This is a genomic window from Chryseobacterium sp. OSA05B (genome assembly GCF_019970065.1).
In the GTDB taxonomy this organism is placed as follows: Bacteria; Bacteroidota; Bacteroidia; order Flavobacteriales; family Weeksellaceae; genus Chryseobacterium.
This window is the reverse complement of sequence record NZ_JAHXYH010000003.1, coordinates 65,590-90,558: the sequence shown is the minus strand read 5'-3', so window position 1 is coordinate 90,558 and position 24,969 is coordinate 65,590. Positions and strand designations below refer to the sequence as shown.

Genomic DNA, 24,969 nt, shown 5'->3' with positions numbered 1-24,969 from the left:
TTAAGGCGAGATTGTAAGTTATCTTGAAATTTTATTAAATTTTATAGTCCAAGGCCTTTTCTTTCGTCGCCTCCCATTAAAATTTCAACAGGATTGTCGATACCTTCTTTTACCGCTACAAGGAATCCTACAGATTCTTTTCCGTCGATAATTCTGTGGTCATAAGACATCGCAACGTACATCATTGGTCTGATCACTACCTGTCCGTCTACCGCTACCGGTCTCTGGATGATATTGTGCATTCCAAGGATAGCAGACTGTGGAGGGTTGATGATCGGTGTAGACATCATAGATCCGAAAGTACCACCGTTTGTAATCGTGAATGTACCGCCAGTCATTTCATCAACTGTAATTTTACCGTCTCTTACTTTAGTCGCAAGATCTTTGATGTTCGCTTCAACTCCACTGAAAGACATGTTTTCAGCATTCCTCAATACCGGAACCATTAATCCTTTAGGACCTGATACTGCAATTGAAATATCGCAAAAATCGTAGTTGATTTTGAAGTCACCGTCGATAGATGCATTCACATCCGGGTACATTTGTAATGCTCTTGTCACCGCTTTTGTAAAGAAAGACATAAAGCCTAATCCTACTCCGTGCTTCTGAGCAAATTCTTCTTTGTATAATTTTCTTAATCTGAAAATTTCAGACATATCAACTTCGTTGAAAGTAGTCAACATCGCTGTTTCATTCTTTACAGAAACTAATCTTGAAGCGATTTTTCTTCTTAGAACTGAAAGTTTAGTTGTTGTAGTTGTACGTGCACCGGTTGCAGTAGAAGGCGTTCCACCTAAAGCAGGAACTGCAGCCAATTCTGCATCTGTTTTAGTGATTCTTCCGTCTCTTCCGCTTCCTGAAACCTGTCCAGCCTCAATACCTTTTTCGTCAAGGATTTTTTTAGCTGCAGGAGATGGAGCTCCCGTTGCATACGTTTGTGGAGCAGCTACCGGAGCAGCTGGTTTTGGAACTTCCTGTTTAGCAGGTTCAGCAGCTTTCGGAGCTTCTTCCTGTTTTGGAGCTTCAGCAGCAGGTGCGCTTCCGCCTGCAGGTTTTGGAGCATCCACATCAATTAAACAAACTACCTGGCCAACCTGTACTACATCACCCTCTTCTGCTTTTAACGTGATCACACCGCTTTGTTCTGCAGGTAATTCAAGAGTTGCTTTATCTGAGTCTACTTCTGCGATGGGCTGATCTTTTTCTACATAATCACCATCTTTCACAAGCCAAGTTGCAATTTCAACTTCTGTAATGGATTCTCCCGGTGAAGGAACTTTCATTTCTAAAACTGACATATTGAGTATTTTTTATTTTTTTAATTGGATATTATTCTTAATTATACGGTAACGGGTCTTTTTACAGGAGCATCATCTCTGTCGAAAACTCTGTTGATCACTGCATTCTGGCTTTTCTCAAACATTTTGTGACTTCCCGGAGCCGGAGCACCGCTTGGTACCGGAGCTACTACCTGGATTCCCGTATCTCTGAAGTTTCTCAGGATATAAGACCATGCCCCCATGTTTTCAGGTTCTTCCTGAGCCCAGATCAGCTGTGTTCTGCTGTCATACTTGCTGAAGATCGCTTCTATAGCATCTGTCTGAAGCGGATATAACTGCTCGAATCTTACCAGTGCAATGTTTTCACAGTTAAGTTCTTCTTTCTTCGCTAATAATTCGAAGTACAGTTTTCCTGAACACAATACTAATTTTTCTACTTTTTTAGGATCTGCTGTAGGATCGTCCAATATAGGCTGGAATGAACCGTTTGCAAAATCTTCCAGTGGAGAAACTACTTTAGGGTGTCTCAATAGTGATTTAGGGCTCATTACGATCAGCGGCTTTCTGAATGTCCATTTAAGCTGTCTCCTTAATAAGTGGAAATAGTTGGCTGGTGAAGTAACGTTGGCTACTACCATATTTTCGTTCGCACAAAGCGTTAAGAATCTTTCTAATCTTGCTGAAGAGTGTTCTGCTCCCTGACCTTCTGAACCGTGAGGCAACAGCATCACCAATCCGTCCTGGATCTTCCACTTCTCTTCTGCAGCAGCCAGATACTGGTCAACAATGATCTGAGCACCGTTTACAAAGTCTCCGAACTGAGCTTCCCAGATCGTTAAAGTATTAGGAGAAACCATTGCATATCCGTAATCGAAACCTAGAACTCCATATTCTGAAAGGTGAGAGTTGTAAACATCAAATCTGCTTTCTGATATGTGTCTTAACGGGATATATTCTTCTTCGGTATCTTCCGTTTTTACTACCGCATGTCTGTGAGAGAATGTCCCTCTTTCCACATCTTCTCCGGAGATTCTTACATTGTGACCTTCCACAAGAAGCGTAGCATAGGCTAACCATTCTCCAAGAGCCCAGTCTAATGAATTTCCTTCAATAGCTTTAACACGGTTATCAAACAGTCTTGTAATTTTATTGATGAACTTTTTGTCCGCAGGAAGAGATGACATTTTAATCGCCAGTTCTTTAAGCTTCTCTAAGTCATATTTTGTATCTACAGGAATCTGAACTGCCCCTCTTTTTCCGATAGGAAAATTAGTCCAGTCATCTGCCATGAACAAATCCATTACATTTTTTTCGATTTCTTTGGAAGCATCAAAGTCTTTATCTAAAAGCACTTTGAAATCTGATTCCATTTTTGCGATCACATCGTTGGAAGTGATACTGTCCTTAAGCAATTTATCTTTATAAATTTCTCTTGGGTTCGGGTGTTTTGAAATCAGTTTATACAGATTAGGTTGCGTGAATCTAGGCTCATCACCTTCGTTGTGACCGTATTTTCTGTATCCTAATAAATCGATATAAACGTCTTTACCGAATTTCGCTCTGAAGTCTGCAGCAAAATGCATCGCATGAACCACTGCTTCAGCATCATCAGCATTAACGTGCATTACCGGAGATTCAGTTACTTTTGCAATATCTGTACAGTATGTTGAAGATCTTGCATCTGCATAGTTGGTGGTAAACGAAACCTGGTTGTTAACAACGATATGAACCGTTCCTCCTGTTCTGTATCCTTCCAGCGTCATCATCTGAGCTACTTCATATGCAATCCCCTGGCCGGCAATAGCACCGTCACCGTGGATTACGATAGGAAGAATCTTAGAACCGTCTCCTTTGTATTTGTCATCTATCTTCGCACGGCAGATCCCTTCTACAAGAGCAGCTACGGTTTCAAGGTGAGATGGGTTCGGGGTAAGGTTGATCGCTACTTCTTCTCCTGAAGCTGTTTTCACAATTTTAGATGATCCTAAGTGGTATTTAACGTCACCTGAGAATACATCCTCTTCGAATTCTTTTCCTTCAAATTCTGAGAAGATCTGCTTGTAAGATTTTCCGAAAATGTTTGATAACACGTTCAGTCTACCTCTGTGCGCCATTCCAAGAACCACTTCGTCTACTCCCAGCTGAGAAGATCTTGAGATCAGCTGATCCAAAGCAGGAATTAAGGTTTCACCTCCTTCCAGAGAGAATCTCTTCTGTCCTACGAACTTGGTGTGAAGGTAGTTTTCGAAAGCTACTGCCTGATTTAATTTCAGTAAAATCTCAGTTTTTTCGTTGGCAGAAAGACTTGGGTGATTTTCGTTCACCTGAAGCCATTTCTTAATGAAATCTTTTTCTTCAACGTTGTTGATATACGTATACTCTACCCCGATAGAACCGCAGTAGATACTTTCTAAATGCTTGATCAGATCCTGTAGTGTTGCAGGTTCTTTCATCCCTGTTTCAACAGCACAGTTGAATTTTGTATTTAAATCCTCCTTGCTAAGACCGAAGTTCTCAATGTCTAAAGTAGGCGTATAGTGTCTTCTTTCTCTAACCGGGTTTGTTTTTGTAAACAAGTGCCCTCTCGTTCTGTAAGCCTCAATAAGGTTTACTACCTTGAACTCTTTTTTGATGTGTTCCGGAACTTCTCCACCGGCTACTGCCTGAGAGATCTGCTGCACTGCCGGAGCTGCATTGGCCGGGGCCTGAATGTATTGAATGTTATCATCATCTCCATAGTTCTCCAAAGCGAAATCGAAACCTTGAAAAAAGGCTTTCCATGATGGCTCCAAAGAATCCGGGAATTTTAAGTATTGTTGGTATAAATCCTCAATTAACTGAGAATGAGCTGCGTTTAGGAATGAAAATCTGTCCATTATTACAGTTTATCTATTATTAAAATTTATTTGTAGAATTAATCTTCAAATTTAATAAAAAAAACCGAGTTAAGACAGCCTGAGACCGTTAAAAAAAATTAAGAAAAAAATAATTGAAAAAAAATTACTTAAACACTGATAATGAGAGCTTCATGTTTACGTCCTGTCCCTCTATAGGACGTTCAATAAAGGTTTGTCGGATATCTCCGAAGCGCATCTCGTCTTTTTTGGCCTTCTGAATCAGCTGCTGAACTGCCCTTATTCTGCCTTCGTAATTTCCTTTGTAGTACATCACGTAGTTTTGGGAAGGATTTATTGTACGGAAATTGAAATTATTATCCGTAACTCCGATCTTCTTGGAAAGCGGAATTCCCAAGAAGTAAGAAATCTCTTTGTCTTTATAGTTATCCGCATCGGTGATAAGGATCGGAAAGCCGAATTCATCGTCTTTTTTGCCGAGATCCATCGTGGTATAATTGTAAATCTTACTATAATTCATCACGATATTTTTATACAGCGATTCTTTCTTGTTGGACGCGCTCACATTGATACCTAAAAGCAACTTATCCTCTTCATTTTCCACCATCAGACTGTCGTATTTGATGGAAGCCATTTGGTTGTCTTTTTCGACCTTATTACCCAGTACATTTTTCAGATTCACCATGCTTTTGTTGATGTTTTCAGCAAACCGGTCTTCTGTCCAGAAATTTTCCACTCTCCTCAACACGGAAAGTTTAGGCGTGTGAACATACCAGGTGATCTTCGTTTTTTCTGCAGAAATGACTTTAAACTGAACATCAACGACCGTAGGATTCTCGTTTCTGTCCTCAAAAAGCTGGTAACGAAGGCTATTTAGCGGATTTTCGTAACGGATGAACATTTCACCGTCCGTATCATTTTTAGGATCGACATAACTGATGGCACCGCCCTGTCCTTCATAAGGCGTATAATAATCTATGTCAATAGACTGCGAACTCGTAAAAAAGTTGTTCCAGCGCGTAAAATGCTGAAGATTATTAAACTGGGCAAAGACTTTATCGACGGGATAATCGATTTCTTTTTCTATTTTAAAGTCCTTGTTTTCATCCACAAAATAATACATGGAAGCAGCATAAGCTCCTACCAGCAAAACAAGAATCACGGCTGTAATTTTAAAAAAACGCATCGCACAAAAGTAAGACAAATAAAAAAAGTGACCAATACGTTGATCACCCTAGTTTTATGTTTAACACTTATTAACCTCATAAAGTTTAAAGGCCGGAAGATAGATGTGGGAAGGTGGAAGTTAGTGTCCGGGAATTTATTGGCTGAAATTCTTTGACAGACCATTCATAATCTAATCAATAAAAAGTTTAAAAACCAATAGTAATTCTTTTGGCTTCAAAACTTCCATCATCCGACTTCCATCTCCCTTTCTAATCATCCTATATGTGTTCCCGAAGGAAGAATCGCTCCTTTTTTCACCACTACAATTCCATCCTGAACGGAGTGGGTTCCATAGTCACCATCCGGAAGGTGTTTTCCTCCGATGATCTTAACGTTGTCACCGATGTAACAGTTTTTATCAAGGATCGCTTTTTCAATATAACAGTATTTCCCGATTCCCATATTGGGACGGCCGTTTCTGTCATTGAGGACAATCTCTGTTGTATTCTGGTAAAAATCAGCACCCATCACATATGAATTTACGATGGTACTTCCTTTATCTATTCTTGTTCTGTTTCCGATCACCGAATTCTCAATTTTATCAGCCATAATGATACATCCGTCTCCGAAAACGGCTTTGCTTACGTAAGAACCGTTGATTTTTGACGGCGGAAGCATCCTCGCCCTTGTATAAATAGGTGAAGAAGAAAACAGATTAAACTGCGGAAGATCCTGACAAAGGTCCAGATTCGCTTCGTAAAACGATTCTATGGTTCCTATATCCGTCCAGTAGCCTTCGTACTGATAGCTTAATGTTTTATATTTCCCGATTGAGTTTGGAATGATATCTTTTCCGAAATCATCACCGGCTCCATCTTCGAACATTTTTTTAAGGATCGTTCTCGTGAAAATATAAATCCCCATGGAAGCCAGATATTCTTTTCCTTTATGCTTGTTTTCCTCTGAAACTTCAGATTTTAAGCTGTCCAGAATATCGTACTCCGGCTTTTCATAGAAAGAGGTGATATTTCCATCATCATCAGACTTTAAAATTCCGAATCCAGTCGCATCTTTCGCCACTACAGGAATAGTCGCAATCGTTACATCGCCTCCGTTTTCAATGTGAAAATCCAGCATTTCCCTGAAATCCATCTGATAGAGCTGGTCGCCGGAAAGGATCAAAATATAGTCATAATCATATTTTTCCAGGTGCTTCATCGACTGGCGGACCGCATCTGCTGTTCCCTGATACCAGCTTTCGTTTTCCACATTTTGCTCGGCAGCAAGAATATCTACAAAGCCTTTGCTGAAAATATCAAAGTGATAGGAATTCTTGATATGTGAATTTAAGGAAGCTGAATTGAACTGCGTCAAAACCAGGATTTTATTCAGTCCTGAATTCAGACAGTTGGAAATAGGAATATCTACCAGCCTGTATTTTCCTGCAATAGGAACTGCCGGTTTTGATCTTGAATACGTTAACGGGAATAATCTTGTCCCTCTGCCGCCTCCCAAAACAATGGAGATTACATTTCGTTTCATAAGTATCTTGCGTTTTATTGAATTAAATTTACTGTTCTATTCTTAGTGTTTACTGCTAATCTAAAGCATTCTTTATTTTCATATTTGAGGTCATTATTGTAAACAATAACTTTAAATTCGCCCTCGTTATTAAGTTCAAATACTTCTTTATCTACATTATACGCCTTTATGTAATGCTTTTTAAGCTCATCCCTGAATAATTTATTCGTGATCAGAATATCCATAACATCTACATTTTTCATGGCAAAATCCTGCATATCTTTATCATAAGCTGCCAGCCAGCCTTTTCCATATTTTCTTTCTATTGCAGCATAGGTTCTTTTATTAATAGCATTTACACCCCTTTCTTCCTCATGACTTACCATACATCCTCCTACAGCATGATATTTAATCTTCCATTTTTCTGAAATTCCTTCTGCAGCTTCAAAAAAATCCATCCTTGGATATCCATAGGTATAAATCCAGTAATATTCTCCATAGGAACTCCCTTCATCTTTTTTACAGGAAGAAAACAGGATCATGATTACAAAAAGAAAACCGGCAATCTTCATACGATCAGTTATTGTATAAAGCTATATATTTTTCTGCAGATTTCTCCCATGCAAAATCAAAATTCATATTGGCATGAATAAGTTCTTTCATCACCCCTTTCTGATTGTAAATTCCCATCGCCCTGTTCATGGCATGAACAATGTCATCTACGCCCGGATAGGTGAAATTCAGGCCTGCTCCACCCGTGGAAATATCTTCTACGGTATCCCTCAAACCTCCGGTGTACCTCACGACAGGAACCGTGCCATATCTCATGGAATACATCTGGTTCAGTCCGCAGGGCTCTACTCTTGACGGCATCAGCAAAAAGTCCGCCGAAGCATAGATCTTATGCGAAAGATGTTCTTTATAACCCAGATCCAATGCAAAATTGGTATAGGTATGGGCATATTCCTTGAGCTTATTCTCAATATAGCTGTTTCCAGAACCGAGAATCATTATATTTAAAGCTCCATAACTCTGTTTTATACTTCTCCAGACGACATCCGGAAGAAAATCCGCCCCTTTTTCCGTGGCAAATCTTCCAATAAAAGCAAATAGCGGAAGTTCAGGTTTTAAACCATATTCTTTGCAGAGTTTTTCTTTGTTTTTCTTCTTTTGGGTGACCGCATTTTTAACATTAAAATTAAAATCCAGCATCGGGTCTGTTTCAGGATCCCAAACTTCCGTATCGATCCCGTTGATGATGCCGTACGCCTTTCCGAACTCTTCCCGCACCAGACTTTCCAGTCCACGGAAACTGATGAAAAGTTCTTCCAGATACCCTTCAGAAACGGTGGTAAAAGCATCGGCACATTTGATCATACTTGCCAATGGGTTCATATAACCGTTCCAATCCATAAGACCCCATTTATAGGAATCAAAAGAAGGCATATAGTTCGCCATATTCCAGCTCATCATTCCCTGGTATTCTCCGTTATGGATCGTTCCTATTGTTTTTACTCCTTTTAAAAATTCAAATTCCGGACAGTGCTGGGTCATAAAAGGTACCAATCCTGTATGATAATCGTGACAGTGCAGGACATCCGGACGAATCTTCATCGCCGTCAGCCAATGCAGCACACCATGTTGAAAAGCGATAAACTGAAAACTTTCATCCTGATATCCGTAAGGATTATCCCTATCTAAAAGCCCCGGAATTTTCACCATATACAGTTCAAATCCCAAAGCATCCGTTTTCTCTTTCATCACCTGAACCTGCAGCATATCCGGTCCCTGATGGATAAACCCATCAAAAACGACATCAAATTCATGATTATGAACGAAAGGCTTGTTGTACCACGGCATCACCACCTTGGCGTCTATTCCTTTTATTTTGTTCTGATACTTCGGCAATGCGCCTACAACATCTGCCAGACCGCCTACCTTGGCTACCGGATAACATTCTGTACTTAAATGATAGATTACCATAATTTCAATGTCATTTGTATTGTGTCAGATTTCTCTTTAATTCCCAACATCATCATTCTTTATTTCTTATGTTTTATTCTGTGTAATTTATACTTTTTATCTTTTTTCTGTCTTAAAACAATTCCGGCCAGCGGTGGCAGCTTTACCGTAACAGATTTCGGATGTCGCATCCATTCTTCATATTTTTCATTCAGAATTTCAGCTTCTGTCCCGCTTCCGCTGTATCTGTGATCATCAGAATTAAGGACAACCTCCCAATGGGTTCCTGCTCCCACCCCGATTTTATACTCCAAAACCTGTGGCGTTAAATTCAAAACAACCATCAGAACATCATCTTTTCTTTTCCCTTTTCTCAGATACACATATACTGAATTCTCCAAATCATCCGCTTCTACCCATTCAAAACCATTTTTATTAAATTGATTTTCATAAAAAGCAGTTTCATCCCGATAAAGATGATTAAGGTCTTTTACAAGTGTCTGCATTCCTTTATGGACAGGGTATTCCAGCAAATGCCAGTCCAGACTGCGGGTGAAATTCCATTCACCGGTTTGTGCAAACTCATCCCCCATAAAGAGAAGCTTAGCACCCGGATGGGTATACATATACACATAAAGCGCACGGAGATTGGCAAATTTCTGCCATTCGTCGCCCGGCATTTTATAGATAAGACTTGCTTTTCCGTGGACCACTTCATCATGTGACAGCGGCATCATATAATTTTCATTATGCATATACACGGATGCAAAAGTAATTTTATGGTGATGGTATTTTCTGTTTTCCGGAGCTTCTTTAAAATAATCCAGCGTATCATGCATCCATCCCATCATCCATTTCATTCCGAAGCCAACGCCACCCTCATGAACGGGTTTTGTGAGCAAAGGAAAATCTGAACTTTCTTCAGCTATCGTTATGATGCTATCGCCAAATTCTTTATAAGCCGCCGTATTGAATTCCTGCAGGAAAGCTTTGGCTTCCAGGTTTACATTTCCGCCTTCTATATTAGGCTCCCACTCCCCTTCATTCCTTGAATAATCGAGATGAAGCATTGAGGTCACTGCATCTACACGAAGTCCGTCAGCGTGATACCGGTCCAGCCAGAACATGGCGTTGGAAATCAGAAAGGATTTAACCTCATTTCTTCCATAATTGAAAATATACGATTTCCAGTCTGGATGAAAACCTTTTCTAGGATCTTCGTGCTCATAAAGATAAGAACCGTCGAAACGGTGCAATCCATTGGCATCTCCCGGAAAATGGGATGGCACCCAATCCAGAATAACCCCGATGTCATTTTTATGAAGTTCATCAATCAGAAACATCAGATCTTGCGGAGAACCGAAACGTGAAGTAGCAGCAAAAAAGCCTGTGATCTGATATCCCCAGCTCGGATCATACGGATATTCCATAACCGGCATGAATTCTACGTGTGTAAAACCCATTTCCTTTGCATAAGGAACCAGTTTTTTGGCAATATCACGGTAGTTTAAATATTGATCCGGAGCCTCTCCCTGTCTTACCCAGGAGCCCAGATGAAGCTCGTAAACGGATATCGGCGCATCCAGACTGTTATTCTTCCACCTCTTTTCCATCCAGTCTTCATCACTCCATTCATACCAGGTGGTAGAAACCATCGATGCAGCCTGTAGATTCTGCTCCCAGCTTAAAGCATAAGGATCACTTTTCTCCAGAATTTCGCCTCTCGCTGTTTCTATAGCGTATTTATATAAAGTTCCCCAGGTAAGTCCGGCAATAAAACCTTCCCAGATCCCTGAGCCGTCCCATCTTGGGAACAGTATATGATCTTTATGATTCCAGTTATTGAAATTTCCTATGACAGAAACTTTTTCAGCATAGGGAGCCCAGACCGAAAAATAGACGCCTTTTACACCGTCTTTTTCAACAGAGTGTGCTCCAAATTTCCCATACAGCTTATAATGTCTTCCTTCTTTGAAAAGGTAGACATCATGGTCCGTGAACAGCGTATAGGTTTTAACAGAATTCATCAAGATATAGTCTTCGTTTATTTTTCTCTGAAACTACGAAAATTCCCTGCAATAACGGTTAATAATTAGTCAATTTATTATTATGTTAACAGAGTTTGGAATGAGATACCACTTATTGTAGAGCCAAGAGCCAAGAACCAGGAATCAAGATGTCAGACATCAGATTTCAGATTTCAGACAAGATACTTTTAGTTTAAGCCTGAAATTGAGGTTTGATAATACTAATGGTGAGTTTTAAGCTGTAAGAGTCGAGAAACATCAGCTTGACGCGGTCAATCAAGATATTAGAAAGGAATAACCGTATCAAACCATTTACTACTAACCAGTGCAACCAGCAACACTATTTTAACTAGCAACAAACAACCCAACACTCCTAAACTCTCCGACTCTCAAACCCGCACCCCACATCCCGCAACTTTGAAACTTTTCGGCACATTGATCAAATATATTATTTTTTATATTCATTTTTTTATGATTTTAAAACAATCTTTTTTATAAATTTAGCTTCCAATTTATATTAAACACATAGGATGAGGTTTGAACTTTATACAGAAGAAAGCGATGACAGAACGGTGTACATCACCGGAAATTTCAACAACTGGAACCCCAGAGATTCCCGTTATCAGCTTAAACAGCTGGATTCACAAAATTATTTCATAGAAATCGACAATGAAATCCTTCCCGATACCGTAGAATACAAATTCACAAAAGGAGGATGGGAAAACGTAGAACTCGATAAATACGGAAACATCACTCCCAACCGGAAGGCCGACAAGGCAAAAGGGAAAACATCTGATATCATTGAAAAGTGGAGACTCAACTGGGGTCCTTTCAAAAAAGAGTTTTTCCCGATTGCAGAAGTTATTTCCGAGGAATTCTACATTCCACAGCTGGAACGTTACCGTAAAGTCTGGGCTGTGCTGCCCTACGATTATTATGTAGCCGATAAAAGTTATCCGGTCCTGTATCTTCAGGACGCCCAAAATCTTTTCAACGAGGGAAGCGGCTACGGAAACTGGGAAATCGATAAAAAGCTGTCTATTCTTGCAGAATATGGTCGTGGCGACGTCATTATCATTGCCATAGAACACGGCAGCGAAGAGCGCATCAAGGAATATATTTTTGACAACGATAATGTGGCCAACGGTTCTGAGGGCAAAAAATACATCCGCTTCATTACCGACACGTTAAAACCTTTTGTGGACGAACATTACCGGACCAAAAAAGACCGTGACAATACCGGAATCGGGGGAAGCTCTTTAGGGGCACTGATCAGCATTTATAGTGGATTCCTTTATCCGGAGGTTTATTCCAAACTACTGATCTTCTCTCCCTCACTTTGGGTAGAACCTAATAATAATTTTCCGATGATGACCTTCAGGGTTCCGTTTAAAACAAAAATCTATCTCTACGGCGGCGGTCAGGAAGGTTCTAAAATGGTCAAGAGAATTCATGTTTTTGAAGAATATTTAAAACGATGGGAAAAGAAAAATCTTTTTGATTTTGAATTCAGGACGAGCATCAATCCGGAAGGAACCCACAGCGAATTTTACTGGTCGCAGGAATTCCCGAGAGCCATTGAATGGCTGTTCTATGACAATACAGAAAACCCGTTAGAAGTAAAACCACAACAACAGAGCATTAAAAATTAAGTTTATGAAATTAATCAACAAAAAAAATAAAAACTACACCCAGATTTTCCAACTTTTCACTGAGGAAGAATGGACAAAATCCAGCAAAAATTACAATAAAAATGTTGCTGCTTTTTTTACCGGAAAGAAAAATGAGGTTTTCATCCATACTGATGCCGAAAGCGTTACCTATCTGATCGGTTTAGGAAAATCTAACTTACAGAATTTCGAGGTGCAGCAGGTAGCCGTTAAATTCTCCCAAACGCAAAAAGACAAGCTTCAGTCTGCTCCTACTCTTTTGGTAGCAGATTTCCTGAAAGAAAAAAAGTTTGAAGAATTTGTAAAAGGATTGCTCCTCGGAACGTACACCTATCCTTTTGATAAAAAACATGCCTGCTGGAATACCAAATTTGAGATCCATTTCGAAAATATAAGTCAGAAAAAACTGGATGCTATAGGTTCAAAAGCTGAAGCTTTGGCTAACGGACAAACGGCTTGTCAGGAATGGCTGAATAAACCTGCCAATCTTAAGAAGCCTGATATGCTCAGTCTGTATCTTAAGAATTTAGCCAAGAAACATGAATTGAAATACACCGTCTTCAACAGAAAAAAATGTGAAGAATTGGGACTTGGCGCTTATCTGTCTGTGAATCAAGGGAGCGCTTATGATGCCACTTTCACAATCATCGAATATAAAACCACGGTTAAAAATGCCAAAACATTTGGACTGGTAGGAAAATGCGTCCTGTTTGATACCGGAGGGGTTTCCCTGAAAAATCCGGACAATATGCACTATATGAAATCTGATATGGGCGGTGCTACAGCTGTTATCGGAACCCTCATCTATGCTGCGGAGATGAAGCTTCCGGTGAATATCATTGCGGTGCTTCCTATTACGGATAATGCCATTTCTGAAAAGGCTTTCCTTCCAAGTGATGTCATTACAGCCTACAACGGAAAAACCATCGAAGTTTTGAATACGGATGCTGAAGGCAGAATGATCCTTGCAGACGGTCTTTCTTATCTGGCTAAAAACTATAAAACAGATTTCCTGATCGATCTAGCCACACTAACGGGAAGCTCTGTAAGAATGTTCGGAGATACCTGCGGAGCAATGTTCTCCAATAATGATGAACTGAAAAATCTTCTGATAAAAACCGGAGACAGCACCAACCAAAGGGTTTGGAATCTTCCTTTGTGGGACATCTGGAAAGATGACATTCAGTCTGATGTGGCCGATCTTAAAAACATCTCTATGAAGCCTATCGGCGACTGCATTATAGCGGCTAAATTTCTGGAGCAGTTTATAGAAAACCACCCGAAATGGGCACATCTGGATATTGCCGGTGTTGCATTCGGAAGTACGGGATATGCAAAGGAAAAAGCAGCAACCGGCTACGGAGTGCAATTGCTGGCCGATTTAATTGAAAATTATCATTAAAAATTAGTTTTTTTCAAAATTTCTCTGTATACTTGATTATAGATTTTCAAAAACGCATTTAATTATGGTTTTTAACATTAATTAATCAATAAAAAATTGCTTTTATTTTTGATAATTTACTAAAAAATAAAAAACATTATATGGAGGAGAAAATTATAGTATGTATTTCGTGCTATTACAAGGGCTATGACTTCATGGATGAAATGAAGAAGCTCGGCAACAAAATAATTCTGGTAACGTCCGAGGGTCTTAAAGAAAAAAACTGGCCCTGGCATGCAATTGATGAGGTATTTTATATGGCCGAATTAAGACCATCCGTTTGGAACCTGGAGCATCTGGTTCACGGGTTTTCACATCTTATGACGACCAGGAAAATAGATGCTGTAGTAGCGCTTGATGATTACGACGTAGAAAAAGCAGCACTCATCAGAGAAACATTCCGTATTCCCGGGATGGGACAGACTACCCACCGGTATTTCAGAGATAAACTGGCGATGCGTCAGAAGGCCAAAGATTCGGGAATCAGTGTTCCGGAGTTTACTGCCGTTTTTAATAACGACGAAGTCAACCGCTTTGTAGAGAAAGTTCCTGCGCCATGGGTTTTAAAACCTCGTTCAGAAGCCTCTGCATCCGGGATCAAAAAATTCTCTTCCAAAGATGAGCTGTGGGCAGAACTCAATGCATTAGGAGAAGAACGCCATCTGTTTTTACTCGAAAGTTTTAAACCGGGCGATGTATACCATGTAGACAGTCTGACCTTTAATAAAGAAATTGTATTCACCTCTGCGTCAAAATATCTTGCCCCACCTATGCAGGTTTCTCATGAAGGCGGCGTATTCCGATCGAAGACGCTCGGAAGATATTCTGATGAATTTAAAGCTCTTGATGAAGTAAATGCTAAAGTTCTTTCCAGTTTCGGACTTCTGAACGGAGCTACCCACACTGAATTTATCCGTGGAAAAGCAGACGGGAAATGGTATTTCCTTGAAACCTCTTCCAGGGTTGGGGGTGCCCATATTCCGGATCTGGTAGAAGCTTCAAGCAATATCAACATCTGGCGGGAATGGGCTAAAATTGAAGATGCTCTCCTACGGGGGAAAAGCTATGAGGCTTCAAAACCTACGGGCTACTACTCAGGACTGATTGTTGCGCTGATCAAAGACAAACAGCCTGATTACACCGCTTTTGAAAGTGAGGAAGTCATCAAATTTCTTCCGATTGATCACCATGTCGGAATTGTCTACAAATCCACCGACCCGGATATCATTCAGGAAAGATTAGACAGCGCCGCAGAAAAGATCCAGGCCGAAATGCTGAATATTTTACCCCCAAAAAGCAAACTGACAAGCTAAAATTATAACAAAAGAAATTGATCAATGCCGCATATAGAACATACAGATTATTACTCCAATATATTAGGAACAAGCCTTAAAATAGAAGTGACCGGACATTACGGACATCCGATTATTATGTTTCCGACTTCTCAGGGGCAGTATACCCAAAATCACGATTTCCATCTTAACGGAAGCATCAACTGGTTTATAGAACAGGGAAAGGTAAAGCTTTATAATGTTCAGACCATCGATGGCTGGAGTTTTTATGACGAGAAGATTTCCCCTCAGAAAAGGATTAAGAATTATGAGCTGTACGTACAGTTCCTGATTCAGGAGTTCATCCCTTATATCCAGAAAATCCACAAAACCCACCGTGTTGCGGTGGCAGGAGCGAGTTTCGGAGGGTATCATGCCGCGAATTTCGCCTTCAGGTTTCCTGATGTGGTTTCGCATCTGTTCTGTCTTTCGGGTGCTTTCAGCATCAGGAATTTCATGGATGGATATTCTGATGAACTGGTTTATTTTAACTGCCCTAGAGAATTTGTTAAAAATGATGAAGCCTGGAAGTACCAGCATATGCACATCGTTCTGAGTACTTCAGATCAGGATATCTGCAGGGACAAAAACATCGAAATGGCTGAAATCCTAAGCTCGAAAGGCATTGATTTCTGGTATGACGAGAGAAAATGGATTAATCACGACTGGCCATTATGGAGAATGGTCTTTCCAACATTTATAAGTACTTTTTTTTCGTGAAAAGCAGTACATTTAAGAAGATAAAAAATAACTCATACACCAATTTAAAAACAGAAATTATGGCAAAAAAAGTGGGAATTCTATTCGGTATGGAAGATACATTTCCTTGGGCGTTTATTGACAAGGTGAATGAACTGGGCGGCGGCGAGATCATCGCTGAACCAGTGAATATCGACAAACTGGAACAAGGTGCTGATTACGGCTATGCAGTCATTATCGACAGAATTTCGCAGGATGTTCCTTTTTACAGAGCGTATTTAAAAAATGCAGCACTTAACGGAACTTATGTAATTAATAACCCATTCTGGTGGAGTGCAGATGAAAAATTTTTCAATAATGCATTGATGTCAAAACTGGGAATTCCGCTCCCGAAAACGGTACTTCTTCCTTCGCATGAAAGGCCTACGGATACTTCAGAAACCTCATTTAGAAATCTGAAGTTTCCTCACGACTGGGAATACATTTTCGATTATGTAGGATTTCCTGCTTATATGAAACCTCACGACGGTGGTGGATGGAAAAGCGTCTACAGAGTGGAAAATCCGGATGATCTGTGGGATAAATTAAGCGAGACAGAACAGCTGGTGATGATGGTACAGGAAGAAATTGTTTTCGACGATTATTACAGAGTGTATTGTCTGGGCAAAAAGTACGTCCATATTATGCCATATGAGCCGCGCAATCCGCATCATCTGAGATATGCCACCACACATCAGACCCAAGGAGCAGAACTGGAAAAGCTGTTAAAAACCATTCATGATTATACGATTACCATGAATGAAGCATTGGGCTATGATTTCAATACGGTAGAATTTGCCATCAGAGACGGAATTCCATATGCAATTGATTTCTGTAATCCGGCTCCTGATGCCGATAAGAACTCAGTAGGCGAAGAAAACTTCGCATGGATTGTAGAGCATTCTGCTAAACTGGCCATTGAAAAAGCAAAAGAATACGTTCCGGGAAAACCTAATATCTCCTGGGGTACATTTGTTAAAGACTCCGTAAAATAACCGTTAAAAAATAAAAAAACACGAAAAAAAATGCATCAGTTTACTATAGGAATCGAGGAAGAATATCAGATCATTGATGTTGAGAGCAGAGACTTAATATCTCATGTTTCGAAAATAATTGAGGGCGGAAAAGCAGTTTTAAGTGAAAATTTAAAACATGAGATGCACGAATCCATGATTGAAATGGAAACCGGCATCTGCCAGAATATCAAAGAAGCCAGAACGGAACTTACCAATCTGAGAAGACATCTGATCAACACAGCTCATGAACAAGGGCTTCGGGTTTCCGGAGGTGGAACTCATCCTTTTTCAAACTGGGAACATAATACGATCACAAACGGTGAACGTTACAACAAGATAGTAGATGATATGGGTGATGTGGCTCGAGGAAATCTGATTTTCGGACTTCACGTTCATATCGGAATTCCTAACCGTGAAGAAGGCGTAAGAATTCAGAATGTGATGCGTTATTTTCTGCCGCACGTCTATGCGCTTTCTACAAACTCTCCTTTCTGGATCGGAAGAAATACAGGTTTTAAATCTTACAGACAGGAAATCTTTGTTAAATTTCCGAGAACAGGAATTCCCAGCTATTTCAACTCACTGGCTGAGTTTGACAGCTATGTAGAACTTCTTGTAAAAACGGGAACCATAGATAATGCCAAGAAAATATGGTGGGATCTGCGTGTTCACCCATTCTACCCTACCATTGAGTTCAGAATCTGCGATATGCCTTTAAGGATAGAAGAAACCGTTTGTATGGCTGCCATTATGCAGAGTTTAGTGGCGAAAATCTATAAACTCCATCAACAGAACTTAAGTTTCAGAAGTTACAGAAGATTATTACTGAACGAAAACAAATGGAGAGCCTCTAAAAGTGGCATTGAAGCCCATCTGATCGATTTCGGGAAAGAAGAATCCGTGCCTTATCCGCATCTTTTGAAGGAACTTCTGGAATTCATTGATGATGTTGTAGATGAACTTGACTGCAGAAAAGAAGTTGAATACGCCTGGACGATTCTGGAAAACGGAACAGGAGCCGACAGACAGCTAAAAGTCTTTCATGAGACCGGCGATCTTACCAAAGTAGTAGACTATATGATCTCAGAAACAGAGTATGGCATAACCCATGGCGAAACCGCTTCATAATATTTTCGGTAACTTTGTAAAAAATATGAAGTAGTATGAAAGATATTCGAATCGCATTGATAGATATGAACAACAATCATGTCAATCAAGGCTTTAGAAATATTAAAGAGATTTCGGAAGCATTCCAGCAGAGCTCTGAAGAAAACGTCATCATCGAAACATTTGATGTAAGGTTTAAAAATGAAATGCCCAACATTGAAGATTTTGACATTTTTATTTCTTCGGGAGGACCGGGAAATCCACACAGAGAAGGTCTGGAATGGGAAGACCGGTATGTCGCTTTTTTAGATGCCGTATTAGAGCACAACCAATACAATGAAGATAAAAAATATCTCTTCCTGATCTGTCATTCATTCCAACTGGCAAGCATCCACTGGAAACTGGGAAATATCTGCAAAAGAAAGTCTTATTCTTTCGGAGTAATGCCCGTTCACAAAACAGAGGACGGCGAGCAGGAATTTTTATTCAAAAATCTTCAGGATCCTTTCTACGCCGTAGACTCAAGAGCTTATCAGTTCATTGAACCGGATATGAACCGTTTTGGAGAATTGGGCATGAAAATTATGGCTATCGAGAAATCCAGACCGCATATCAATCTGGAAAGAGCAGTGATGGCTGTACGTTTCTCCGATGAAATATTCGGGACCCAGTTCCACCCGGAAGCCGATCCTAAAGGCATGATTGAAAATCTGAAAGACGAAAAAAATAAAACGGCCATGATCGAGAACTTCGGAATGGAGAAATATCTTGAAACCGTGGATCGGATAGATGATGAAGACAAGATTATCCTTACCAGAAGCCAGATCTTACCGAGATTCCTTCAGTCTGCAAAAAAAAACATTTTGAAGGGAAGTGAAGTTTTAGCTTAAACTTATACAATAAATGCTTCGACTCCGCTCAGCATGACAATGCTGAAAAACAGTAAGTATTAGAGGTGTCATGCTGAGCGGAGCGAAGCATCATTAGTAAAATATTGCATTTACAACAATACAACTAAAAATCGGGCAGAAATGCTCGATTTTTTAAAATCAAATCACAAAGAAAAAATATGATCCCAAAATACAGAAAACAGTTCAATCAGGAGTTTTCACAGGAAAAATACGATCAGCTTAAAGATATCCTTACTGAAAAAGGTGGTATAACACCTGCCTTCAGAATTTCGGAAAGCCCTATTTTCCTTCCTAACGAATTTAAAAACAAACTTCTTGACGCCAGCGACAGCATTATTGACCAGATCAAAGCGCTTCCGGCTGAAGTCCTTGATAAAGCTGTTCCCGATAACTGCAGGGTTCCCAATGATACTAAACAGCCCCACTTTTTTACGATAGATTTCGGAATCTGCCGGAGCGAAAACGGGGAGATTGAGCCCCAGCTGATCGAGCTGCAGGCTTTCCCTTCACTGTATGCATTTCAAAAGACTTTTGAAGAAACATTTTGTGAAGTTTACCCTTTTCTCTCGGAGATCAAAAATAAAATGCCAAATGAGGAATTTAAAAATCATTTAAAACAACTCATTGTAGGAGACGAACATCCTGAACATGTGATTCTGCTAGAAATATTCCCTGAGAAACAGAAAACGGCCATAGATTTTGCATTAACGGAAAATTTACTTGGAATAAAAACAGTATGCCTTACCAAAGTTAAAAAAGAAGGTAGAAAGTTATTTTACGAAAACGATGGGAAACTTACTGAGATTAAAAGAATCTACAACCGGGTGATTTTTGATGAACTCGACAGAATTCCAGATTTAAAAGCCGGATTCGATTTCCGCGAAGACATTGATGTAGAATGGATCACACACCCAAACTGGTTTTTTAAGATCTCTAAATTTCTTCTTCCGATGCTGAAACACCAGTTTGTTCCTAAAAGCTACTTTCTGCATGAGTTTCCGGAGCATGAAAGTTTAGAACATTTTGTACTGAAACCTTTATTTTCATTTGCCGGAAGTGGTGTGAATTTAAATCCGACAAAAGAAATTACAGAAGCTATTGAGGACAAAGAAAACTATATTTTACAGAGAAAAGTAACCTATGAACCTATTTTTGAAGATATTAACGGAGACTTTTCAAAAGCAGAAATAAGGCTTCTTTATATATGGCACGAAAATGAAGACCGCCCTGTTCTACTTGAAAATCTGGGAAGAATGACCAAAGCCGCCATGGTGAATGTGGACTTTAATAAGAAAGATGCGATATGGATTGGTAGTTCCAATGCGTTTTTTGGAGATTAATAAGAAACAAATCAAATCTTGATTAATACAGCAAATCCTTCTGAATCCAGGAGGATTTACTACTTTTGTAAGACAGATTTTCAATAGCAATTTCTACATCTGAATAGAAAAAGAGCGAACAATAAAAATAGCACTAATGAATCTTGACCATGTTGATGAAACCATTTTTCAACCCCTTGGACTGAAACTTTTAAATGCGGAAGAAGATAGAGAAGCTAAGGATTATTCCGGTTGCAGTTTTACACTGAACCATTTAAATATTAAATTCCGTACGGCCAAAATAACACCCACGAAAACAGGTCAGTTTGTAACCATCTGGAAACGGAATGGAAAAGGAGAAACGGCTCCATTTGATTCAGAGGATGTATTTGATTTTTATCTGATCTCTGCATCCAAAGATCATGACAAAGGGATTTTTATTTTCCCAAAAGAAATTCTTATCAATAAAGGAATTGTTTCCCATGGAAAAAAGGTAGGAAAAAGAGGAATCAGAGTATATCCAAGCTGGGATCTTACAGAAAGCAGGCACGCAAAAGCAACTCAAAAATGGCAGACCGAATTCTTTCTTGATCTTTCGCAGAACTCAGAAACGTATCTTCAAAAAGCTAAATTACTATTTGATTTAAAATAAAAGGAGTTGATCTGTTTTTTTTTTAACATACAGATTTACATTCGTACTCTTCATAGAACTTTGCGTTTAAAAATCTCCCACAGATTAAACAGATTCCACAGATATGTATACTCATTTGTTTGAAAGAAAAAAACGGCTGAATTTTCAGCCGTTTTGAGTATAGAGTATGTATTATTTTATGAATTTTTATCGTCTTCGAGAAGTTCTCTTGTCTGATATTCCTGTACAAGATCTATAGCATTTGAAATAACGTCACTTAAAGCCGTGATGAAAGTTCCGTCTTCAGCCATTCCCATCGCGTGTTTTAAGGCTTCGATTTCCTTAGGAATAATCTCATAGCTTACATCTCTTCCGGCTTCATTAATCCCATCGATGATCAGCCCGTTGATCTCTTCTTCCGTTCTTCCTCTGAGGTGTTTTTCGTTTCGGATAATGATATAATCAAACATTCTTCCGGCGATTTTCCCACATTCTCTGATATCACTGTCACGTCTGTCACCCACTCCGGAAATAATCCCTATTTTCTTTGTAGATTCCACATTTTTAAGATAATCTTCGATTGCTTCATACCCTGAAGGATTGTGAGCAAAATCAATAAGTACCTTGAAACTTTTGAATTTAAACACATTCAGTCTTCCCGGTGTAAGCTGGGCACTCGGAATAAAAGTTCTTAGAGAATTAGAAATATCTTCAATAGCAAAACCGTAAAGATAACTCGCCAAACTGGCTGCTAGAACGTTTTCTATCATAAACTTGGCTTTGCCTTCCATCGTAATCGGGAAATCTTTGGCTTTTCCTATTCTGATCTTCCAGTCCCCTTTTTTAATCGTTACAAAGCCTTCTTCATAAATACAGGTGATTTTTCCTTCTTTGGCAAATTTTACAATGTGAGGATTATTTTCATCCATACTGAAAATGGCAACTTTGCTGTCAAGATCATTAATAATCCTCATAGAATATTCGTTGTCCGCATTCAATACGCTCCATCCATTTTTCTTCACGCTATCCAGAACGACTCTTTTTACTTTCGTAAGATCTTTCAGGTTGTGAATATCATTCATTCCTAAATGGTCTTCCTCGATATTGGTCAAAACCCCGATATCACACTGTGAAAATCCCAGCCCTGAACGAAGAATTCCTCCTCTGGCCGTTTCCAGCACGGCAAATTCAACAGTTGGATCTTTTAAAACAAATTCAGCAGAAATTGGTCCTGTAGTATCTCCTTTTGTAAGCATCGTATTCTGAATATAAATACCGTCAGAAGTCGTGAAACCTACTCTGTAGCCGTTGCTTTTTACAATATGAGAGATCAGTCTCGTGGTCGTTGTTTTTCCATTGGTCCCTGTTACAGCAATAATTGGAATCGTGAAAGGTTTTCCCGGAGGATACAGCATATCAACAACCGGTGCAGCTACGTTTCTCGGAAGACCTTCGCTTGGTGCCAGGTGCATTCTGAATCCTGGTGCAGCATTCACTTCTATGATCGCAGCACCACTTTCTTTCAATGGCTGCGTAAGGTTTTCCGCCATAATATCGATCCCGCAGACATCCAAGCCAATGATTTTGGAAACTCTTTCAGCCATCGTAATATTTTCCGGGTGTACCATATCGGTAACATCTATGGATGTTCCACCTGTAGAAAGATTGGCTGTTGATTTTAAATACACTATTTCTCCCTTGTGAGGAACAGTTTCAAGGGTATAATGAAGTTTTTCAAGAAGCTCTGAAGTATCCTTATCCACTTCTATTTCCGTAAGGACATTTTCATGACCGTAGCCTCTTCTCGGATCTTTATTTTCTTTATCGATCAGCTCCTGAAGATTCAGTTCACCGTCACCCACCACGTGAGCAGGAACTCTTCTTGCCGCAGCTACCATTTTATTGTTAATGACCAAAACCCTGAAGTCATAGCCTGTAACATATTTCTCTACAATTACTTTTCTGGAATATTTCTGAGCATGTTCCAACCCTATTTTGGCAGCCTCCCAATCGTTAACATTGATGGAAGACCCTTTTCCATGATTGCCGTCCAGTGGTTTCAGAACGATCGGATAACCAATCTTTCTGATAACATCGGTTAAGCCTTCTTCATCCACCACCAAATCACCGATAGGAACCGGAATAGCCGCATCATGAAGCATTCTTTTGGTCAGTTCTTTATTGCATGCAATATCTACCGCAATAGAACTTGTCTTTCCGGTAATCGTAGCCTGAAAACGTTGCTGATTCACACCGTAACCAAGCTGTACTAGCGAGTTTGTTCCTAATCTGATCCACGGAATCCTTCTGGAAACTGCTTCCTCTACAATACTTCCTGTAGAAGGGCCCAGACGTACACGTTCTCTGATCTCTTTTAATCTGTGGATACAAGCATGGATATCATATTCCTTGTCTTCAATAAGAGCTTCTGCGATTTTTACTGCTTCTTCAGCCGCATAGATCCCTGCATTCTCTTCAATATAATTAAAGACCACATTATATATTCCTGGTGATTTTGTTTCACGGGTTCTTCCGAAACCTACATCCATACCCGCAAGCGTCTGTATTTCCAGGGCGATATGTTCAATCACATGTCCCATCCAGGTTCCTGTTTCTATCCTGTGAAAAAATCCGCCCTCCACTCCTTCTGAGCATCTGTGTGTGATGAGAGATGGGATCAGTTTTTGAATTCTTTCCCTGAATCCGTCGATCTTGTTGGTAGGATAATTCTCCATTTCTTCAAGGTCCAATCTCATCTGTATCAGCTTCTTTCTTCTGATACTCCAGATATTTGGGCCGCGTAGTGCCTGTATCTTCTCAATTTTCATAATCTATTTGCATTTTTATCAGTTAACAATAACTCCTTCAAAAATCAAAGATAATGTAAAACCCTAAACGAAACTATACCACATTTAAACATTTCTCAAAAAAGAATTAAAATAAATTAACAATCCTAAAAGATTAAAAATCATTTAAATGTGGTAGGAATTTCGTCAAATGTCAATTATTTTTTAAATTTGCACACTATGATGAGACCCGTTGGAAAATTAATTATTATCGGAGGAGCTGTAAACAAAGGAAGTTTTGCAGAAACCGATTTCGATCAGAACATTGAAAAAAACCTTAATTTCTTTGAAAGAGGGATCTTGCGAAAGATCATCAATGAATCAAAACACAAGGAAAATTCGGTCATCGAAATCGTAACGACAGCCTCACAAATTCCACAAATTGTAGGTACAGAATACAAGAAAGCTTTTGAGTTTCTTGGTGCCAAAAATGTAAATATTCTTGACATCCACAACCGTGAAGAAGCCAATTCCGATGCTATGGCCGCAAGAGCCAATGCAGCAGACGTGGTGATGTTCACCGGTGGAGATCAGCTGAGACTGACCTCTATTCTTGGAGGGACCCGATTTCACGATACCATTTTACTGAAATATCAGGAACAGGACTTTATATACTCCGGAACTTCTGCCGGTGCAGCAGCCGCTTCTGAAAATATGATTTATCAGGGAAGCAGCTCTGAATCTCTTTTGAAAGGTGAAATTAAAACCACCCAGGGATTAGGTTTAATAGACAACGTCATTATTGATACCCATTTTGTACAGAGAGGCAGAATCGGACGTCTTTTCCAGGCGGTAGTCAACAATCCGAGAACACTGGGAATCGGGCTGGGTGAAGATACCGGACTTTTTATTCATGATGATGTCATGACAGCTGTAGGTTCAGGTCTTGTGATCTTGGTAGACGGAAGGTTCATTAAAGACACCAATCTTACCAATATCAACCTTGGAGAACCTATTTCTATCGATAACCTTACCGTACACGTTATGTCTATGAATGACCATTACGACCTTACTACGAAAAAACTGACGATAGAGAATTCACAGTTTAATCCGATACCGCAGGACAAATAAAAGTGAATAGTAAATGGTGAATTGTGAATTTCATCAGCTAAAATTTTTTAACTTTATCTTGACAATTGATTTCCAC

18 protein-coding genes are annotated in these 24,969 nt (G+C 39.6%); 10 read left to right on the top strand and 8 right to left on the bottom strand.

What is annotated here, in order from left to right; all coding sequences use genetic code 11:
• Positions 1–41 precede the first annotated feature (41 nt).
• The 7 genes from odhB to glgB form a co-directional block, all read right to left on the bottom strand.
• Positions 42–1,298, bottom strand: coding sequence for a 2-oxoglutarate dehydrogenase complex dihydrolipoyllysine-residue succinyltransferase (gene odhB / locus LC419_RS12500; RefSeq protein WP_223607676.1), 1,257 nt, complete (start codon positions 1,296–1,298; stop codon positions 42–44).
• Positions 1,299–1,339: 41 nt separating this feature from the next.
• Positions 1,340–4,156 carry a 2-oxoglutarate dehydrogenase E1 component gene (locus tag LC419_RS12495; RefSeq protein WP_223607675.1) on the bottom strand — a complete coding sequence of 939 codons (2,817 nt, stop codon included), beginning with the start codon at positions 4,154–4,156 and terminating at the stop codon, positions 1,340–1,342.
• 124 nt (positions 4,157–4,280) lie between these two features.
• Positions 4,281–5,321 carry an SRPBCC family protein gene (locus tag LC419_RS12490; protein WP_223607674.1) on the bottom strand — a complete coding sequence of 347 codons (1,041 nt, stop codon included), beginning with the start codon at positions 5,319–5,321 and terminating at the stop codon, positions 4,281–4,283.
• Between the two features lie 254 nt (positions 5,322–5,575).
• Complete coding sequence (locus tag LC419_RS12485) at positions 5,576–6,844, bottom strand: glucose-1-phosphate adenylyltransferase (protein WP_223607673.1); 1,269 nt, start codon at positions 6,842–6,844, stop codon at positions 5,576–5,578.
• A 14-nt stretch (positions 6,845–6,858) separates the two neighbouring features.
• Positions 6,859–7,395 (bottom strand): hypothetical protein, encoded by a 537-nt coding sequence (locus tag LC419_RS12480; protein ID WP_223607672.1) that lies wholly within the window; start codon positions 7,393–7,395, stop codon positions 6,859–6,861.
• A gap of 4 nt (positions 7,396–7,399) precedes the next feature.
• On the bottom strand, positions 7,400–8,806 hold the full coding sequence (locus LC419_RS12475; protein ID WP_223607671.1) for a glycogen synthase: 1,407 nt from the start codon (positions 8,804–8,806) through the stop codon (positions 7,400–7,402).
• Positions 8,807–8,865: 59 nt separating this feature from the next.
• On the bottom strand, positions 8,866–10,812 hold the full coding sequence (gene glgB, locus LC419_RS12470; protein WP_223607670.1) for a 1,4-alpha-glucan branching protein GlgB: 1,947 nt from the start codon (positions 10,810–10,812) through the stop codon (positions 8,866–8,868).
• 530 nt (positions 10,813–11,342) lie between these two features.
• Here glgB and LC419_RS12465 point away from each other — a divergent pair.
• The 9 genes from LC419_RS12465 (at position 11,343) to LC419_RS12425 (ending at position 20,997) form a co-directional block, all read left to right on the top strand.
• The gene (locus LC419_RS12465; protein ID WP_223607669.1) at positions 11,343–12,464 is read left to right on the top strand and encodes an alpha/beta hydrolase-fold protein; all 1,122 of its coding nucleotides are present in this window, start codon (positions 11,343–11,345) and stop codon (positions 12,462–12,464) included.
• A 4-nt stretch (positions 12,465–12,468) separates the two neighbouring features.
• Positions 12,469–13,884, top strand: coding sequence for a M17 family metallopeptidase (locus LC419_RS12460; protein ID WP_223607668.1), 1,416 nt, complete (start codon positions 12,469–12,471; stop codon positions 13,882–13,884).
• Between the two features lie 140 nt (positions 13,885–14,024).
• Entirely contained in the window at positions 14,025–15,236 is a 1,212-nt protein-coding gene (locus LC419_RS12455; protein ID WP_223607667.1) for an acetyl-CoA carboxylase biotin carboxylase subunit family protein, read from the top strand.
• A 24-nt stretch (positions 15,237–15,260) separates the two neighbouring features.
• Complete coding sequence (locus tag LC419_RS12450) at positions 15,261–15,974, top strand: alpha/beta hydrolase-fold protein (RefSeq protein WP_223607666.1); 714 nt, start codon at positions 15,261–15,263, stop codon at positions 15,972–15,974.
• Between the two features lie 59 nt (positions 15,975–16,033).
• Positions 16,034–16,987: a RimK family alpha-L-glutamate ligase gene (locus LC419_RS12445; RefSeq protein ID WP_223607665.1), complete on the top strand. Its 954-nt coding sequence runs from the start codon at positions 16,034–16,036 to the stop codon at positions 16,985–16,987.
• Positions 16,988–17,017: 30 nt separating this feature from the next.
• Positions 17,018–18,136: a carboxylate-amine ligase gene (locus LC419_RS12440; RefSeq protein ID WP_223607664.1), complete on the top strand. Its 1,119-nt coding sequence runs from the start codon at positions 17,018–17,020 to the stop codon at positions 18,134–18,136.
• Positions 18,137–18,171: 35 nt separating this feature from the next.
• The gene (locus LC419_RS12435; RefSeq protein ID WP_223607663.1) at positions 18,172–19,005 is read left to right on the top strand and encodes a type 1 glutamine amidotransferase; all 834 of its coding nucleotides are present in this window, start codon (positions 18,172–18,174) and stop codon (positions 19,003–19,005) included.
• A gap of 179 nt (positions 19,006–19,184) precedes the next feature.
• Positions 19,185–20,366 (top strand): hypothetical protein, encoded by a 1,182-nt coding sequence (locus LC419_RS12430; protein WP_223607662.1) that lies wholly within the window; start codon positions 19,185–19,187, stop codon positions 20,364–20,366.
• Positions 20,367–20,502: 136 nt separating this feature from the next.
• Positions 20,503–20,997, top strand: a complete 495-nt coding sequence (locus LC419_RS12425; protein ID WP_223607661.1) for a MepB family protein — start codon at positions 20,503–20,505, stop codon at positions 20,995–20,997.
• A gap of 176 nt (positions 20,998–21,173) precedes the next feature.
• Here the strand turns inward: LC419_RS12425 and cphA are convergent, their stop codons facing one another.
• Positions 21,174–23,804 carry a cyanophycin synthetase gene (cphA, locus tag LC419_RS12420; RefSeq protein ID WP_223607660.1) on the bottom strand — a complete coding sequence of 877 codons (2,631 nt, stop codon included), beginning with the start codon at positions 23,802–23,804 and terminating at the stop codon, positions 21,174–21,176.
• Positions 23,805–24,005: 201 nt separating this feature from the next.
• Between cphA and LC419_RS12415 the strand changes: the two genes are divergently transcribed.
• Positions 24,006–24,893 carry a cyanophycinase gene (locus tag LC419_RS12415; RefSeq protein WP_034725657.1) on the top strand — a complete coding sequence of 296 codons (888 nt, stop codon included), beginning with the start codon at positions 24,006–24,008 and terminating at the stop codon, positions 24,891–24,893.
• Positions 24,894–24,969 lie beyond the last annotated feature (76 nt).